The organism is Chitinophaga sp., assembly GCF_036569125.1.
In the GTDB taxonomy this organism is placed as follows: domain Bacteria; phylum Bacteroidota; class Bacteroidia; order Chitinophagales; family Chitinophagaceae; genus Chitinophaga.
Genome location: NZ_DATCRF010000356.1, coordinates 1 through 13,183, shown reverse-complemented (window position 1 = coordinate 13,183; position 13,183 = coordinate 1). Strand labels below are relative to the sequence as shown.

The 13,183-nt window shown below is 49.5% G+C and carries 12 protein-coding genes and 1 pseudogene; 5 read left to right on the top strand and 8 right to left on the bottom strand.

All coding sequences use genetic code 11. The features are described 5' to 3' along the window. The 8 genes and pseudogenes from VIM87_RS13100 to guaA all read right to left on the bottom strand — a co-directional run. Positions 1-278: pseudogene (locus VIM87_RS13100) on the bottom strand (ATP/GTP-binding protein); the annotation flags it as partial. A gap of 162 nt (positions 279-440) precedes the next feature. Next, a complete protein-coding gene (locus VIM87_RS13095) occupies positions 441-1,304 on the bottom strand; it encodes an AraC family transcriptional regulator (RefSeq protein ID WP_331997429.1) in 864 nt (287 codons plus the stop codon). Between the two features lie 9 nt (positions 1,305-1,313). Continuing rightward, positions 1,314-1,784 (bottom strand): Lrp/AsnC family transcriptional regulator, encoded by a 471-nt coding sequence (locus VIM87_RS13090; protein ID WP_089917619.1) that lies wholly within the window; start codon positions 1,782-1,784, stop codon positions 1,314-1,316. A 72-nt stretch (positions 1,785-1,856) separates the two neighbouring features. Further along, positions 1,857-2,468 carry a hypothetical protein gene (locus VIM87_RS13085; protein WP_331997428.1) on the bottom strand — a complete coding sequence of 204 codons (612 nt, stop codon included), beginning with the start codon at positions 2,466-2,468 and terminating at the stop codon, positions 1,857-1,859. 52 nt (positions 2,469-2,520) lie between these two features. Continuing rightward, positions 2,521-4,116 carry an ATP-dependent DNA ligase gene (locus VIM87_RS13080; RefSeq protein ID WP_331997427.1) on the bottom strand — a complete coding sequence of 532 codons (1,596 nt, stop codon included), beginning with the start codon at positions 4,114-4,116 and terminating at the stop codon, positions 2,521-2,523. Positions 4,117-4,167: 51 nt separating this feature from the next. Continuing rightward, a complete protein-coding gene (locus VIM87_RS13075; RefSeq protein ID WP_331997426.1) occupies positions 4,168-5,232 on the bottom strand; it encodes a ligase-associated DNA damage response exonuclease in 1,065 nt (354 codons plus the stop codon). A gap of 75 nt (positions 5,233-5,307) precedes the next feature. Next, positions 5,308-6,639 (bottom strand): ABC transporter substrate-binding protein, encoded by a 1,332-nt coding sequence (locus tag VIM87_RS13070; RefSeq protein WP_331997425.1) that lies wholly within the window; start codon positions 6,637-6,639, stop codon positions 5,308-5,310. 92 nt (positions 6,640-6,731) lie between these two features. Then, the gene (guaA, locus tag VIM87_RS13065) at positions 6,732-8,270 is read right to left on the bottom strand and encodes a glutamine-hydrolyzing GMP synthase (protein ID WP_331997424.1); all 1,539 of its coding nucleotides are present in this window, start codon (positions 8,268-8,270) and stop codon (positions 6,732-6,734) included. Positions 8,271-8,368: 98 nt separating this feature from the next. Here guaA and VIM87_RS13060 point away from each other — a divergent pair, with 98 nt between their 5' ends. The 5 genes from VIM87_RS13060 to VIM87_RS13040 all read left to right on the top strand — a co-directional run bounded on the left by VIM87_RS13060 (position 8,369) and on the right by VIM87_RS13040 (position 13,156). After that, positions 8,369-9,094 carry a head GIN domain-containing protein gene (locus VIM87_RS13060; protein ID WP_331997423.1) on the top strand — a complete coding sequence of 242 codons (726 nt, stop codon included), beginning with the start codon at positions 8,369-8,371 and terminating at the stop codon, positions 9,092-9,094. A 324-nt stretch (positions 9,095-9,418) separates the two neighbouring features. Continuing rightward, complete coding sequence (locus VIM87_RS13055) at positions 9,419-10,345, top strand: hypothetical protein (protein WP_331997422.1); 927 nt, start codon at positions 9,419-9,421, stop codon at positions 10,343-10,345. 155 nt (positions 10,346-10,500) lie between these two features. Continuing rightward, entirely contained in the window at positions 10,501-11,640 is a 1,140-nt protein-coding gene (locus VIM87_RS13050) for a beta-ketoacyl-ACP synthase III (protein ID WP_331997421.1), read from the top strand. 32 nt (positions 11,641-11,672) lie between these two features. Next, positions 11,673-12,074 (top strand): hypothetical protein, encoded by a 402-nt coding sequence (locus VIM87_RS13045; protein WP_331997420.1) that lies wholly within the window; start codon positions 11,673-11,675, stop codon positions 12,072-12,074. A gap of 77 nt (positions 12,075-12,151) precedes the next feature. Further along, positions 12,152-13,156, top strand: a complete 1,005-nt coding sequence (locus VIM87_RS13040; protein WP_331997419.1) for a BtrH N-terminal domain-containing protein — start codon at positions 12,152-12,154, stop codon at positions 13,154-13,156. Positions 13,157-13,183 lie beyond the last annotated feature (27 nt).

Genomic DNA, 13,183 nt, shown 5'->3' with positions numbered 1-13,183 from the left:
GCTACATACAGTACACCTTTAATAATAGCAGTGCCTTTAGGTGCATTTAATTTTTCTGTTGTAATGCTGGGTGTGATCATCTTTCCATCCAGCGATAGCTTGCTGATAAAGCCATCCCCGTCTTTAGCAGTAGGTTCCATGGCTTTGCCGATATTGGTAGCATACAGGAAATGACCGTCGGCGTGCAGGCTTTCAGGGTGGGCCAGTCCGGTTTCGTCCTGGGCAAAGGCATGAAATGCCAGTACCGTACAAGCCAGTAATGCGAATGCTGTTTTCATAAAAAATTTGATTTGTTTTTGGATGCAGGCGCCCGTTACCTTCCTTTAACACAATCAGCTGCAATGCTTGCTGCTGCGCGTTATAGAAGGATGCAGGGATGCTTTTTAAATTGTTTATGCAAAGGTATCAGCAATGCGCCGACTGCCGGTAACGGTAAAAGCTCAAACAATTGCTTTTTTAGCTCTGTCGCTATTGGGGGTGATACCGTATTCCTGCTTAAAGATGCGGATAAAGTGGGGAATGTTCTCAAACCCGCATTCCATGGCTATTTCAGACACTTGTTTGTCTGTATGCTGTAACAGCACACGCGCATGGGCCAGGCGTTGCTCATTGATCCATTTTTTTGGCGGGCAATTATATTTATGCTGAAAGTCGCGCTTAAAGGAGGCCAGGCTGCGGCCGGAAAGCTTTGCCAGCTCCTCTATAGAAAGTGGCTGGAACAAATGCGTTCTTACAATATAATCAATGTCCAGCGGCTGCCCGAAAGCAATGCTTTGTAAAAATGCCAGCACCTGTTGCTTATGGGGGCCGGCCAGTAATAACAATAACAGCTCCTGCAGCTTCAGCTGCAAAATAGCATCCAGCCCTTCCACGGTTTTACCAAAATAATCCAGGAACTGCATTTTAAAACTATCCAGCAGCTCATTAGTTGGAATAACCAGGTGTGAAGGGGTAGGCGCTGCCTGCGCAGTGGTGAAGTGATAGGTATGCAGGAATTTTTTCAGAAAATCATCTGTAAAAAATAACAGCAACGCTTCATACACCACGCCATCCGGTATATATTCCGACATGGTGTAAATGCCGCGTTTCATGAACATCAGGTGCCCGCCTTCCGCAGTATGTGTATGGTCGTCGAAATGCAGCAGCTTGTGGCCCTGGATCACAAACAGCAGGGTATGCTCTGTAATAAAATTAGTGGCTTTGTGGGCAGTGGCGGCTAATTTATACCGTGCAAAGGGCATGGTGGCCGATTGCAGCACATTATCATTCTTCTCTGTTGCTAAAGTAGGGAACCGGGAAAGCATGGTGCAAAGTTACACAATTTTGTGGGTGGCCTTTATTACAGACATTACAAACACGCTTTCCATGTGGCCAATGTTATCCAGCTCGCCCAGCTTATTCACGTTAAACTCATAATACGCATTCATATCCCTTACCTGCACCTTCAGCATAAAATCAAACTGCCCGGAAATGTTCAGGCACTCCGTAACTTCTGTAAAACCGGTAACCTCTTTAATAAACTTGCCGCCGGCTTTTTTACCATGCTCTTTCAGGGAAATGTAACACAGCACGGTAAGTCCTTTATTGATCTTACGCGGGTCCACAATGGCTGCATACTGGCGTATAACGCCTGCCTGCTCCATTTTGCGGATGCGTTCATAAACGGGTGTGGTACTAAGGTTCATGCGCGATGCAATGTCGCGGATGGTCATTTTCGCATCTTCCTGCAGCAGTTTCAGGATGCCCAGGTCTTTTTCGTCCAATGCTATATCCGGTAGCTCCATTAGAATATTGTACGGGTTTTAAGAATAGTAACCCATACAATATACTAAATTATCTGTAACAGGTAGTGCAAATCATCTTCTGCGCACCCAGCTGCCGATATTGAATACCATGGCCACGCTGCCAATACCATCTACATACACCTCATCTTTATTATTATTGAACAGGTAGGAAACTCTTACGCCAAAGGAGGCGCGCCCGATCGGGAAGCGGAAACCGCCGTTGATCACAGGGCCATGTACATTGGCGCTTTCGCTGTAATCGTAATCACCGTAATAATCGTCGCCATAGCTTTCACTATGGGTAACCGCATGCCAGCCATAACCGCCGCCAATAAATCCGCCAAACTTTTTGTAAGCTACCCGGGTAGCAGCATTGCCAAAGTTATATTCTACTACCAGCGGAATATCAGCAAAGAACGAAGTGCTGCTTTGAGAGCCATAATTGCTGCTGTAACCGTAATTAAAACTGCCGCCCAGGCCCAGGTGCGTACCAACAGAAAAGGTCGATGTTTCAGATAATACTGCAAAGTTGATACGAGGCGCATACATTAAACCTGCAGAGAAATAATCATCGGCGCCATAAAAGGCCACACCGGCGGAATGGGCGAACAATGTTTTTTGTGCACGGGCAGGGAACCACAATAATACCGCTGCCAGGCAAAGGATAGACATTAGTTTTTGCATAGGGATGATAGATAATGGCCACAAAGATAAGGTTTTAGGGACCATGCAAATGTTATCCTTTGTATTGTTGCAGCAGCTGTTGCAGGTCGGCCAGCGTATTGATCTCCTCCGGTGTTTTATCTTTCCGCCAGCGGTGAATGCGGGGAAAGCGCAGCGCCACACCGGATTTGTGGCGGTTGCTGGCAGCAATGCCTTCAAATGCTATTTCAAATACCAGTTCCGGTTGTACCGTTCTTACAGGACCAAACTTTTCAAGCGAATGTCTTTTTACCCAGTGATCCACTTCGTTCATTTCCTTGTCAGTAAGGCCGGAGTAGGCTTTGGTAAAGGGGATCAGCTTATCGCCATCTTTTACGGCAAAGGTGTAATCTGAATAAAGGTCTGCGCGGCGGCCATGACCTTTTTGCGCATAGATCATTACAGCATCAATGGTAAAGGGATCTATTTTCCACTTCCACCAGTCGCCGCGTTTGCGGCCTACCTGGTAGGGCGAGCTGCGTTTTTTCAGCATCAGCCCTTCGCTGCCCATATCCCGGGCCTGCTGCCGGAATTCAATGAGGCGCTGCCAGGTGTCAAAAGTAACCATGGGAGATAAACGAAGCGCGGGGTGGTTCACCTGCGCTACCAGCTGCTCCAGCAGCACACGGCGTTCCTGTAAAGGTTTATCGCGCATATCCATGCCTTCCCATTCCAGCAGGTCGTACGAGAGGAACACTACCGGCGCTTCCTGCAGCTGCTTGTTGGTTACATTCTTGCGCCCGATGCGGGTTTGCAGGGTTTGGAAAGGCAACGGAAAATTATCGGCGTAGGTGAGTATTTCCCCGTCTATCACGGTGCCTTCCGGCAGGGCATTTTGCAAAGGAGTGTATTCCGGGAATTTTTCCGTGATCAGGTCTTCACCCCTTGACCATACAAACAGCTGCCCGCTGCGTTTGATCATTTGCCCGCGGATGCCATCCCATTTCCATTCGGCTATCCAATCTTCCGGCTGCCCCAGCACGGAAGGATCCTCTTCCAATGGATAGGCCAGGTAAAAAGGGTAGGGTTTGGAAGCGTCTGCACCGGAGCCGGTATCCTGTAGCAGCGCTTCCAGGCTGGTTTGCCGCGGATCCCAGTTACCGCTGATCATGTGGGAAAGGGTAGCGGGTGGTATCTGGTAGGTTTGCGCCAGGGCATTTACCATCATCTGCTGGGATACGCCTATACGAAAACCACCTGTGATCAGCTTATTGAACACAAAGCGTTCATCGGTATCCAGCTCCTGCCAGGCCTGTAATATAAACTGCTGTTTCTCCGCTTCCGGCGCCTTTTCCAGCTTTGCCAGCTCATCCAGCCAGTAATGCAAAGGATGGGTGGAAAGCTGTTGCCCGCTATCCGGCAGCAGCAAAGCAATAGTTTCTGCCAGGTCGCCAACGGAGTGATAACATTCTTCAAACAGCCATTCAGGTATATCTACTTTTTGCAAACACCATTGTTTTAACTGGGTGCTGTTCACGGTGCGTTTGGGGCGCCTGCCGCTGAACAGGGCCAGCACCCAGGGCTTATCCCGGGCATCGGCATGGGTAAAGTAATGCCGCAGCGCCTCCAGCTTCTCGTTGGTTTTGGTGCTGTTGCTTACTATTTTTACCAGTTGGGTGAATTGTTGCATATTGTTTGATGGCAGGCTATTGGTGATAATGATCTGCCGTTATTATTTTAATTATTCGCTTTCACCGGCGGCTGTTCCGTTATCCGGTGTAAGGTTCGCTTCCTGCGGCGCTTCTTCCGGCGCCTCTTCATCCTCAGTACCGAAGGCCGTTTTAATGGCTTCCGCTTCAATACCATTCTCCTGCAAATACCGGGCAAAGGCGCTGCTGAAACCATGTGTAGTAAATACTTTCTCTGCACCAGTAGCTTTTACTGCCTGTAGTAAGCCGGACCAGTCTGCGTGGTCCGACAGGGCAAAACCTGCATCCGCATTACGGCGGCGCATGGAGCCGCGTACCTGCATCCACCCGCTGCAAATGCCCAGCGCATAAGGGTTGAACCGGCGCATCCAGGGGGTGCCGGCAGCAGATGGCGGGGCAATGATCACGCTTTTTTTCAGATCCGCTTTGGGCGTGTCCGGCGTAATACGTTGTATGGGCGGTAATGGATAACCCTGCGCCAGCAGCACCTGGTGAGGCACATCAATAGCGCCATGTGCAAAGATGGGTGTATCCAGGTCCTTCAGGTTAAATAACAGCCGTTGTGCTTTACCCAGGCTGTAAGCCAGCAGCAGGCTGCTTTTGCCGGCCTGCTGATTTTCATATATCCATTTCCGTATATCGCCAAAGATCATGGCCTGCGGCTGCCAGTTATAGATGGGCAGGCCAAAAGTGCTTTCTGTAATAAACACCTGGCAGGGCACGGGCTCAAACTGGCCGGAGAGGCCATCGTTCTCCACTTTATAATCCCCGCTTACCACCCATACTTCATTGCCCTGTTGTACCCGCACCTGTGCGCTGCCTATAATATGGCCGGCGGGGTGCAGGGAAATGCTTACACCATTGTAGCGCAGTGTTTCCCCGTAGGGGATGCCCTGTACGCTGATATCCGCCCCCAAACGCAGCTGCAGCAAAGGCACACTTTCCAGGTGGCACAGGTAGTGCTGGTTGCCCAAACGGGCGTGGTCAGAGTGCGCATGGGTAATCACTGCACGTGGTACCGGCTGCCAGGGATCTATGTAAAAATCCCCGGCGGGGCAGTAAATACCTTTATCGGTGAATTGGAGTACGGGCGTCATTATGGGAACAGGCGTCAAAAAAAATGCCGGAAGCTGATCACTTCCGGCATTCCCGTATTGTTAACAGGGAGAAGACTATAAGCTAACGTTCATTTTAATGTCGCTGCTGTCGTTCTTCTGTATAATGTAAATGTTCTTGTTCTCGAAGTAGTCAGGTTTTTCTTCTCCTTCTTTCAGGTATACCGGCTGGTAGTTGAAATTGGTGAAAACCTTCTTGGATGGATCATTTACGCCGCTGTTAAAGTACACGCCTTTATCGCTCAGCAGCTTAATGAAATAGTAAGTAAGCTCAAAACCTTTATACGCCATATCAGAAGGGCGTGCCTTATAGATCCTTTTGAAATAATCGGCTATATAACGGCTGTAGGCATCTGTTTTATCATTGTAATAAGGTGTGGAGTAATATACCTGCAGGCCTTTCAGCTCCGGCTCCTTGATCTTCATTACATCCCAGGTGGGCATGCCAAAAATATGGATGGGGTAGTTGGGCGCCTGTACGCTCAGCTTTTGCATAATGGCTTTGGCGCCTGCTTCGTCCAGGGCTGTGATGATGCAAAGGTTGGGCCGGTCCACCAGCAGGTTCTGTGACAGCTCTGCATCGGTAGTGCCCTCATTCCATACTACTTCGCGGATGCGGGATTTCTTATCGCTCTGCAGCTTGTCGTAAGCAGCCTTTATATCATTGGCAATGCGGGTTTCAGCGGCATTGTTACGGCGCAGCAGCACAATGTTCTTGGTGGCAAATGCTTCCTGTACGTAGTTCTGCAGGGCCTCGCAGTGCGTTTTCAGTGTGCTGTTGGTGATCAGTAAAAAAGGATTGTTATTAACCCCGCCATCGTTGGGATAGGTGGCAGATACCAGGTTCACCTCTTTATTCCGTGCAAAATCGCTCAGCTCTTTCAGCTCCGGGTTGCTTACAGAACCTATGATCAGGTCCACCGCATCCAGGGTGCGGTTACGGATAAGCGCCGGCACGCTGTTGGAGCGGGATTTACTATCGTACACGATTACATTCAGGTTAAGGCCCTGCAGCCGCAGGGTATCCAGCGCCAGCTGCGCACCTTCATAAAAATCAAGGCCGGGCAGCACATAACGCGGCATGGTACGGCCGGTAGGATCCGCGGTAGCGGAAAAGGCAGAATCCAGGTATAATGGTGCAAATAAAGCAATGTTATAGGAGGTTCTTTTTACTTCGCGGGCAAAGGCCGGTACATTAAACGGCGCTTTCCCTTCCTTGATGATCTTTTCTTCTTCCTTCTTCTTTTCCTCCGGTGTAGTTGGCTTATTAACAGTCATCGGTATATCCGGACTGGTAGTAGTGCTTTTTTTGAACAGTGAGCAGGCCGACAGCAAAACAGCTAATGCGGTACCGGCTAACAGTTGTTTGGTAATGGTAGATAGGCTCATAGCGTTCTTAGAATTACAAAAATCATTCCCGCTAAAACGGGTAGTGGTTAGTAACCAGCGTTAACCGCTAACTACTAACCACTTACAACTTTTTATTCCCACTCGATCGTAGCGGGCGGTTTGGAACTGATATCGTACACAACGCGGTTGATACCTTTTACCCTGTTTATAATATCGTTGGACATTTTTGCCAGGAACTCGTAAGGCAGGTGGGCCCAATCGGCCGTCATACCGTCGGTAGAGGTTACGGCGCGCAGGGCTACGGTAAATTCATAGGTCCTTTCATCGCCCATTACCCCTACACTTTGTACCGGCAGCAGAATGGTGCCGGCCTGCCAAACTTTATCATACAGCTCTGCATCGCGCAGGCCCTCTATATAAATAGCGTCGGCTTCCTGCAGCATGGCTACCTTGTCGGGGGTTATTTCTCCCAGTATGCGGATGGCCAGGCCGGGTCCCGGGAAGGGGTGGCGGCCCAGGAATAATTCACTGATGCCTATTTCGCGGCCTACCCGGCGTACTTCATCCTTGAACAGGAAGCGCAGGGGCTCTACCAGCGACATATTCATTTTTTCCGGTAAGCCACCCACATTGTGGTGCGACTTAATGGTTACGGAAGGCCCGTTCACGGATACGGATTCTATTACATCCGGATAAATGGTGCCCTGGCCCAGGAAAGAGATATCTGTTAGCTGGGTAGCCTCCTGCTGGAACACTTCAATAAACAGGCGGCCAATGATCTTACGTTTCTGTTCCGGGTCGGTAACGCCTTTCAGCTCCCCGTAGAACAGGTCGCGGGCATTTACGCCTTTTACGTTCAGTCCCATATGCTTATAGGAATCCAGCACCGTCTCAAATTCATCTTTGCGCAGCAGGCCGTTATCCACAAATACGCAGAACAGGTTTTGTCCTATTGCTTTGTGGATCAGCTCTGCAGCTACCGTACTATCTACCCCGCCGCTCAGGGCCATCACCACTCTTTTATTCCCTACCTGCTCCCGGATGCGGTCAATGGTTTCGTGCACAAAGGCCGCCGGGGTCCAGTCCTGCTGGCATTTACAGACATGTACTATAAAGTTGCGCAGCAGCAGCTTACCTTCCAGGGAGTGGGTTACTTCCGGGTGGAACTGCAGGCCCAGCAGTGGGCAGCTGCCCTGGGGCTGACTTTTAAAAGCCGCTACAGGTATATTTTCTGTACGGGCTATCACCTCAAACCCTTCCGGCATGCGTACAATGGTATCGGAATGGCTCATCCATACCTGGCTTTTGCCGGAGATGTCATATAATAAGGTCTCTTCTTTATTTTCATGTTCCATGAAAGCGCGCCCGTATTCCCGGATGGAGCTTTTGGCTACTTCCCCGCCAAATACTTTGGCCATTAGCTGTGCGCCGTAGCACACCCCCAGCACCGGTACTTTGGCTGCCATAGCGGCAATATCCACCGTAGGGGCGCCCGGATCGTTCACGGAGAACGGGCTGCCTGATAAAATAATACCCTTAATGGAAGGATCCCACTGGATGGGCTGTAAGCAAGGTTTGATCTCACAGTAAACATTCAGCTCCCGGATGCTGCGTGCGATCAGCTGTGTGTACTGGGAACCAAAATCGAGAATAAGAATCTTTTCTGTCATGGTGGTGCAAAGATAACGGGCCAAATCCTAATGAACAATTGATAACTTCCTATAAGTTTTTCAGGGGTGTTTATTAACTTCATACAAACTTCCCATATATGAAATCTAAACTGCATTTTCTGTTACTGTTAGCCATTCCCCTATGTGTGGCCAGCTGCGATGTTACGGGCCAGAACCGCGTAAAAGGCAGCGGTAATGTTTCCAAAGAGGAACGCTCCGTAGGCGAATTTAAAGCCCTGTCTGTAAAAGGCAGCATGAACGTATATGTAACCCAGGGACCTGTAAAATCCGCTGTAATTGAGGCGGAAGACAATATTATCCCCCTGATACTGCTGGAAAAGCAGGGCGATGAGCTGGTGGTGCGCACGAAACCCCACACCTCCATTGACACCAGACGTGACATAAAGGTATATGTAACCACCCCGGACCTTTCCGACATTCAGCTGGCCGGCTCCGGCGATATAAAGCTGGAAAATAAGCTCAGTAACCGGGATGCTATTGAGGTAAGCGTTACCGGCAGTGGTAATGTAAGTGGCGAGTTAAATGCCCCGCATGTGAAAAGCAGTGTTTCCGGCAGCGGGGATATGTCCCTTTCCGGCGAAACCAAAGAGCTGGAGATCAGTATTGCCGGCAGCGGCAATTTTAAGGGAGAGGACCTGATGGCGGAAACCGCCAATATTAATATTGCCGGCAGCGGCAATGCCAACGTGCATGCCAGTGTAACCTTAGATGCTAAAATAGCCGGTTCCGGCAATGTATACTACAAGGGCAGCCCGCAGATATCCTCTAAAGTAGTAGGATCCGGATCTGTGATAAAGCGCTAGCACGTAACGGGTTGGTATAAACGAAATCCTTTTCTCCAGGGGATATTTTAACATTTCATTTATCATATTTTACTCACCTTCGCGGTTATTATAACAAACTTTTTCAAGTCCTTTAGCTTAGGTACTGTTGTAAACGTTCGCGTGTTACTCCAGTACCTGGCTGAGGCACAAACCTGAACCACCTGCCTCTTCTTCGCCCGTAACCCGCTGCCTGCGCAGCAATACACTACATACAGCCCTGTAACATATATTAAAATTTTATCTCTTACTGTGACACTTTATTTGTATGTTTACAGTTTGTAGTTTGAACTCCTTATTCCTGATATGGCGAAGCAAAAAATACTGATCATATATTATACACAAACCGGGCAGCTGAAACGAATTATTGACAGGGTGGTAACACCGCTGCAGGCGCAGGCGGATATTGTGTATGAAGAAATCATCCCGGTACAGCCGTTCACGTTCCCATGGGATAAGCAAACATTCTACGATACCATGCCAGAAACGGTACTGGGCCGCCCCCGTGGCGTACAGCCGCTGAAGGTGAACCCCGAAGAGCATTTTGACCTGGTGATACTGGCCTACCAACCCTGGTTCCTTTCCCCTTCGCAACCTACCGCCGCTTTCCTGCAAAGTGAAGGCGCCGCACGCCTGCTGAAAGGCAAAAAGGTGCTCACGCTCATTGGGGCACGCAACATGTGGCTGAATGCACAGGAAAAAGTAAAAACATATTTATACCAGGCCGGCGCACAGCTGGTAGGCAATATTGCGTTGGTGGATACCTCCTCCAACCTGATCTCAGTGATGACCGTATTACGCTGGCAGTTTAAAGGGAAAAAAGAAGCTACCCGGTTCTTACCACCTGCCGGGGTACAGGAAAAAGAAATACAGGCGGCCGACCGTTTTGCCACACCCATTGCACAGGCCTTACAACAGGGTAACTGGGAGCAGCTGCACCCACAGCTGCGGCAGCAGGATGCCGTTACCCTGAAACCCAACCTGGTGGTGCTGGAAGACAGAGGCATCCGTGCCTTCCGTTACTGGTCAAAGTTCATCAGCGCCAAAGGCGGGCCCGGAGCGCCGGAACGGCAGGGGCGCGTAAGCATGTACCGCGGGCTGCTGCTGTTAGGTATATTTGTACTGACTCCTATCACTAAGATCTCTTCCATGATCACTTTACTGGTGAAACGTAACCAATTATTGCAGGAAGTGGAATACTTTAAGGGCATTGACCTGCGTGCTGAAAAATAGATTTTACGGAGATAGTCATGTAGCTTTGTATTGAACAGATAAGGGGGAAATATTCATTTATAATTATATTTGCGCGCTGAATACGGCATGGTTATGGGATGATCCATGTGTTTGTTCCGCATGCGCGGGCGGGTATTTTAAAAGAGCATTTTCAGATGAAGGATGTATTTATTACAAGGCTGTCCAAATTTTTACCCAACGAGCCGGTTGGAAATGATGAAATGGAAAGTATACTGGGTATGGTTGATGGAAAGCCATCCCGTGCCAGGTCTATGATCCTGGGGAATAATAAGATCAAGACACGCTATTATTCTTTAGATAAAAACGGGAAAAGTACCCATACCAATGCAGAAATGACTGCTGCAGCAATACAGGGGCTTTTTGATGATAAATTTCCTATAAGCCGTATGCAGCTGCTGGCTTGCGGCACTACCTCCCCGGACCAGCTGCTGCCCAACCATGCCGCTATGGTGCATGGTTTGCTGAAATGCCAGCCGGTAGAGCTGATCGCCGCCACCGGCGCCTGTGCAGCCGGCATGCAGGCATTTAAGTACGCTTACATGTCCGTAAAATGTGGTAACACCGCCAACGGTGTAAGCACCGGTTCTGAGAAATTCTCCGCCTGGATGCTGGCCAAGAAATTTGAGCCGGAAACAGAGAACCTGAAACAGCTGAGCGAGAATCCGATCATTGCATTTGAGAAGGACTTTCTGCGGTGGATGCTGTCCGACGGCGCCAGTGCAGCCCTTTTCCAGGATAAGCCGAATGAGGACGGACTTTCCCTGCGGGTAGACTGGGTGGAGATTGCCTCCTACGCCCATGAGCTGGATACCTGCATGTACGCCGGCGCTATTAAAGACAGCAACGGCGGCACCCAGGGCTGGATAGATATGACGCCGGAAGAATGGGCGCAGCACAGCGTTTTTTCCTTTAAACAGGATACGCGCCTGCTGGGCAAGAACATTGTACCTTCCGGTGCAAAAATGTGGAAAGAGCTGGTAGAGCGCTATAATATTGATATAGAGAACGGGCTGGATTATTTTCTGCCCCACCTTTCCTCTGAATTTTTCCGTTTTAAGATAGATGAAGAGATCAGCCGTTTAGGCGTGCCCATTCCCCAGGAAAAATGGTTCACCAATCTTACCCGTGTAGGTAATGTAGGCACTGCCTCACCTTACTTTATGCTGGAAGAGCTGATGAATACCGGCATGCTTAAAAAAGGCCAGAAGATTGTGATGATGGTACCGGAGAGTGCACGTTTCTCTTATGCTTACGCGCATTTGACCGTTGTGTAAAGCGGAGAGTTGCCTCCTAAAACTGCTCCTATATGAAACAGAACGAAGTACCGCAGGACGGTGATAACCTGCACGAAGGCACTTTTAAACAATTGTTCTACGCAGTGAACGACGCCGGTGAATACAAACAGCCGGTAACCAGCGTAGGCTGGGAGCCGGAGAATGTAGCCATGGCGCAGGCCTGGGAAGAGGTGCATGCAAAAGTGGAGAATGCCCGTAAGCGCGCGCTGGCCGGTGAAATAAGCCCTATAGCCTATTACATGGAAAAAACTCTCATGGACCTGCCCCTGCTGGCCAGCTATGTGGGCAAATTTCAATGGCAGGTAAAACGTCATCTGCAGCCCCGGGTATTCAAAAATCTTAGCAGCACCATGTTGCAGCGGTATGCTGCCGCTTTCAAGATCACGGTGCAGGAATTACAACATATAAAATAGTTATTGCCTTATAGTACACGGTCCGCAGACCACGGCGGTTGACGTTGGTTTGTGGACCGTGCACAATTTCAGACATTATGAGCCAAGTACAATTTAACCACGTGCAAACGGCACATTGTGAGAGTGGGGTCATATCCAACCTGTTCCGGCATTATGGTCTTACTATCAGTGAGCCGATGGCTTTTGGAATAGGCGCCGGCATTTTCTTAGGCCACCTGCCTTTTGTAAAAGTGAACGGCGTGCCAGGCACCACCTACCGTATATGGCCCGGCGCTATTTTCCAGCGGGTGTGCAGCCGCCTGGGTGTAAAAATGCAGTCGCAGAAATTTTCCAGCCCGGAAAAAGCTATGCAGGAGCTGGACCGTGTAATTGGCGAAGGCATTCCGGTGGGCGTATTGTCCAGCGTATATTACCTGCCTTATTTTCCACCGGCGTACCGTTTTCATTTTAACGCACATAACCTGGTGATCTATGGAAAGAATGGCGATAACTACCGTGTAAGTGATCCTATTATGGATGTGGCAACGGAAATAGATCCTAAAAGCCTGGCAGAAGCCCGCTTTGCAAAAGGCTTTCCGGAACCTAAAGGTAAAATGTACTACCCGCTGCAGGTGCCTTCCGGCGTTTCGCTGCAAAAGCCCATCCGCCAGGGTATTGAACAGGCTTGTCATTATATGTTAAAGATACCGGTGCCCTTGTTTGGTGTAAAAGGCATACGTTTTTTAGCCAAACGGGTAAAACATTATCCTGAAAAGCTGAGCGACCGCAAAGCCACGCTGTACCTGGGTAATATAATCCGTATGCAGGAGGAGATAGGTACCGGCGGCGCAGGCTTCCGGTTTATGTATGCCGCCTTTTTACAGGAAGCGGCCGACCTGCTGCAACAGCCGGAGCTGGCCAAACTATCCCGGGAGCTAACCGGTATTGGTGACCTGTGGCGCAACTTTGCATTTAATGCCGGCCGGGTTTGTAAAAGCCGTTCCGCCGATAATGTATCTTATGGTGAATTAAGTGAAATGCTGCTGCAATGCTCCGCAGCGGAGGAAGTGTTTTTTAAGAAGCTGTCAAAAGTGAAACTATAAATGTGCAGATGTGCAAATATGCAGATG

Coding starts and splice junctions, on each gene's coding strand:
- VIM87_RS13095 (WP_331997429.1), bottom strand. CDS start 1,304: ATGCTTTCCCGGTTCCCTACTTTAGCAACAGAGAAGAATGATAATGTG.
- VIM87_RS13090 (WP_089917619.1), bottom strand. CDS start 1,784: ATGGAGCTACCGGATATAGCATTGGACGAAAAAGACCTGGGCATCCTG.
- VIM87_RS13085 (WP_331997428.1), bottom strand. CDS start 2,468: ATGCAAAAACTAATGTCTATCCTTTGCCTGGCAGCGGTATTATTGTGG.
- VIM87_RS13080 (WP_331997427.1), bottom strand. CDS start 4,116: ATGCAACAATTCACCCAACTGGTAAAAATAGTAAGCAACAGCACCAAA.
- VIM87_RS13075 (WP_331997426.1), bottom strand. CDS start 5,232: ATGACGCCCGTACTCCAATTCACCGATAAAGGTATTTACTGCCCCGCC.
- VIM87_RS13070 (WP_331997425.1), bottom strand. CDS start 6,639: ATGAGCCTATCTACCATTACCAAACAACTGTTAGCCGGTACCGCATTA.
- guaA (WP_331997424.1), bottom strand. CDS start 8,270: ATGACAGAAAAGATTCTTATTCTCGATTTTGGTTCCCAGTACACACAG.
- VIM87_RS13060 (WP_331997423.1), top strand. CDS start 8,369: ATGAAATCTAAACTGCATTTTCTGTTACTGTTAGCCATTCCCCTATGT.
- VIM87_RS13055 (WP_331997422.1), top strand. CDS start 9,419: ATGGCGAAGCAAAAAATACTGATCATATATTATACACAAACCGGGCAG.
- VIM87_RS13050 (WP_331997421.1), top strand. CDS start 10,501: ATGAAGGATGTATTTATTACAAGGCTGTCCAAATTTTTACCCAACGAG.
- VIM87_RS13045 (WP_331997420.1), top strand. CDS start 11,673: ATGAAACAGAACGAAGTACCGCAGGACGGTGATAACCTGCACGAAGGC.
- VIM87_RS13040 (WP_331997419.1), top strand. CDS start 12,152: ATGAGCCAAGTACAATTTAACCACGTGCAAACGGCACATTGTGAGAGT.